This window comes from Microbacterium sp. (genome assembly GCF_030149085.1).
Taxonomy (GTDB): Bacteria; Actinomycetota; Actinomycetes; order Actinomycetales; family Microbacteriaceae; genus Microbacterium.
In genome coordinates, this window is record NZ_JASBSF010000259.1 from 1 (window position 1) to 3,243 (window position 3,243).

Annotated in this window: 3 protein-coding genes and 1 tRNA gene; all 4 read left to right on the plus strand. The window is 68.4% G+C overall.

Annotated elements, in window-relative coordinates; all coding sequences use genetic code 11:
• Nucleotides 1-198 (plus strand): DUF501 domain-containing protein (locus tag Q1V87_RS10445; RefSeq protein WP_300592345.1); only part of this gene is annotated, 198 nt, incomplete at its 5' end.
• Nucleotides 199-269: 71 nt separating this feature from the next.
• A complete protein-coding gene (locus Q1V87_RS10450; RefSeq protein ID WP_300592351.1) occupies nt 270-1,496 on the plus strand; it encodes a S8 family serine peptidase in 1,227 nt (408 codons plus the stop codon).
• Between the two features lie 23 nt (nt 1,497-1,519).
• A complete protein-coding gene (locus tag Q1V87_RS10455) occupies nt 1,520-2,905 on the plus strand; it encodes an FAD-dependent oxidoreductase (RefSeq protein WP_300592348.1) in 1,386 nt (461 codons plus the stop codon).
• Between the two features lie 53 nt (nt 2,906-2,958).
• Nucleotides 2,959-3,031, plus strand: a tRNA-Leu gene (locus tag Q1V87_RS10460).
• Nucleotides 3,032-3,243 lie beyond the last annotated feature (212 nt).

Here is a 3,243-nt window from a genome sequence, read left to right on the forward strand (position 1 = left end):
ATCTCGGCGGGCGGGATGCCGACGCGGGTGAAGTGCCTGCACGCCGTGCTGGCGCACTCGCTCGCGGCGGGCCCGGGGGTGAACCCGATCGGGGACCGGGCGCTCGCGCTGTCGGACTGGTCGCCGGATCGTTGCGTGTGCGCCGACCCGGGAGCCGCAACGCGCACAGTGGACGCGGTCTCCGAGGAGCTGGCGTGAGTGCTGCGGTGGCGACGGATCGCCGCCGCCAGCTCGGTCGACTCGCTGCAGTTACGCTCGCGATTGCCGGCATGATCGCCCTGCCCGGGTTCACCGTCACGCCCTCGCCGTCGCCATCTGACTCCGACCCGCTCCGCGCGGCGGAGTATTGGCTCGACGATTACGGCATCCGTGACGCCTGGAAGACCTCCACAGGTTCGGGAGTGCGGATCGCGGTCATCGACACCGGCATCGGCAAAGGCCCCGTGGAGTTCTCGGGCGTGGTCGGGGGCACGGATGTCTCGGGTCTTGGATCACCAGACGGGCGCACCCCCGTGGGAGCCCGCGACCCCGATCACGGCAGTTGGGTGGCGTCCCTTGCCGCCTCCCGCGGTACGAGCCCGGTGACGGGCATGCTCGGTGTGGCGCCGGATGCCGAGCTCCTCTCGATCTCCGTGGGATTCGGCGTCTCGGCATCCGTCCCCTTCGCCGAGCAGATCGCCCAAGCGATCTATTGGGCTGTCGACAACGGCGCTGACATCATCAACCTGTCGTTCACCACCAACACCCCTGACTGGGATCGCAGCTGGGACGATGCGTTCATGTATGCCTTCGAGCACGACGTGGTCGTCGTGGCTGCCGCAGGAAACCGGGGGAGCGGGACGGGAGTTGTCGGTGCACCGGCGACGATCCCCGGTGTCCTCGTCGTCGGTGGGGTGGATCCGCACGGGCGGGCAAGTCGAGAGGCCTCGACGCAGGGCATCACGATCGCCGTGGCTGCTCCCAGCGAGAACCTCCTCGGGGTATCCGCGGACGGCAAGGTCGTCGAGTGGGATGGCACGAGCGGCGCAGCGCCCATCGTGGCAGGTATCGCGGCACTCGTGCGGTCTGCGTATCCCGATATGGATGCCGATGATGTCATCAATCGCATCATCCGTACCGCGACGCCGCCCGCCGGAGTGACAGACCTGCCCGACCCGCTCTACGGCTACGGTCTGGTGGATGCCGAGGCCGCCGTGACGGCATCCGTACCCGCAGTCAGGGAGAACCCGCTCGGGAGTCTGGCCGAGTGGATCACCATCTATCGGCGAGCCAACCTCGTGCCCGATCCCGAGCCGACGGTTCCCCCCGCCGCGGTCGAACCCTTGCCCCCCGTGGAGCAGCAGGCTGCGGCTTCGCCCCTTCTGCCGAGCACCGAGTCGCTGCTCTACGGGACGGTCCCGCTCGCGGCGGGCACCGTCGCGGCTATACTGGTGGCGCTCGGCGTCACTGCTGCTGTCCGACGCGTCCGATTGGCGTCCCGCGCCCCCCGCCGCTGAAACATCTCAGGAGTTCTCCCATCGTGAGCAACACCACCCCCAGGATCCTTATTGTCGGCGGAGGGTATGCCGGCTTCTACACGGCCTGGAAACTCGAGAAGCACCTTCGCCGCGGCGAAGCACAGGTCACGATTGTCGACCCACTTCCTTACATGACCTACCAGCCGTTCCTTCCCGAGGTGGCTGCGGGCTCGATCGAGGCCCGCCACTCGGTGGTGTCGCTGCGTCGTCACCTCAAGCGCACGCGCGTCGTGACGGCGAAGATCACCGGCATCGACCACGCCAACAAGGTAGCGACGGTGACCCCGACGCTCGGCGAGCCGTGGCAAGAGGAGTACGACCAGATCGTCGTCACTGCCGGCGCCGTCTCGCGGACCTTCCCGATCCCCGGGATCGCCGACAACGCGATCGGCCTGAAGACGATCGAGGAAGCCGTCGCGATCCGCGACAAGCTCTTCTCGAACTTCGACAAGGCAGCGACCCTTCCCCCCGGTCCCGAGCGGGAGCGCCTGCTCACCGTCGTCGTCGTCGGTGGCGGGTTCGCGGGCATCGAGGTGTTCGCCGAGCTTCGCTCGATCGCATCCGCTCTGCTCAAGAAGTACCCCGAACTGAGCTTCGATGAGACCCACTTCCACCTCGTCGAGGCGATGGGCCGGATCATGCCAGAGGTGTCGCTCGAGACCAGCAAGTGGGTCATGAAGTCACTCGGTGAGCGCGGCGCAGCTGTGCACCTCGACACGCAGGTAACCGGAGCGGTCGGCGGCAACGTCGAACTGTCCACGGGTGAAGTCATCCCGAGCGATCTGATCGTCTGGACCGCCGGCGTCATGGCCAACCCGACCGTTGTGCGGGGCAGCGACCTGCCCGTCGAGGAACGTGGCCGCATCCGGACCCGCGCCGACCTGCGTGTCGGCAGTGAGGATGAGATCGTCGAGGGCGCCTGGGCTGCGGGTGACGTTGCCGCGGTGCCCGACCTCACGGGCGGTGGCGTCGGCGGCTACTGCGTCCCGAACGCGCAGCACGCCGTGCGTCAGGCGAAGCTCATGGCCAAGAACATAACAGCAGTCCTGCGCGGCGAGCTTCCTGTCGAGTACGTGCACAAGAACCTCGGTGCTGTCGCGGGTCTTGGCTTGTACAACGGTGTCTTCCAGTCGGGCAAGCTTGCGCTCAAGGGCTTCATCGCCTGGCTTGCGCACCGTGGCTACCACGGCCTGGCGATGCCGTCGTGGGAGCGCAAGTGGCGGGTCATCTGGGGTTGGTGGAACAACCTGTGGCTGGGCCGCGACATCGTGAACCTGTCAACTGTGCAGCACCCGCGGTACGTGTTCGAGGAGTTTGCCGCGCGTCCGAAGCCGAAGCCGGCCGAGTCGGCGGTGCCCGCCAAGGAGCCCGCGGGCACCAAGTCCTGACACAACGCGTCGCCGGCGCCCCTGCGGGGTAGCGTGGGAGCGCCGACAACGGCGCCCCCGTAGCCCAATGGCAGAGGCAGGCGACTTAAAATCGCTCAAGTGTGGGTTCGAGTCCCACCGGGGGTACGAGGCACGGTGCCGCGCGCAGCGCGGCGGCGTGCCTCGTCGCTTTGGTGGGCGAGAGTCACACTCGGGCCCACGCCGCCGGTGGCTCCGCGCGCTGCGGAGCGGCGCGTGGAGTGGCGGGGGGGCGGGGTTCGAGTCCCACCGGGGGTACGCGGCCCGGTGCCGCGCGCCGCGCGGCGGCGTGCCTCGTCGCTTTGGTGGGCGAGAGTCAC

Coding starts and splice junctions, on each gene's coding strand:
- Q1V87_RS10450 (WP_300592351.1), top strand. CDS start 270: ATGATCGCCCTGCCCGGGTTCACCGTCACGCCCTCGCCGTCGCCATCT.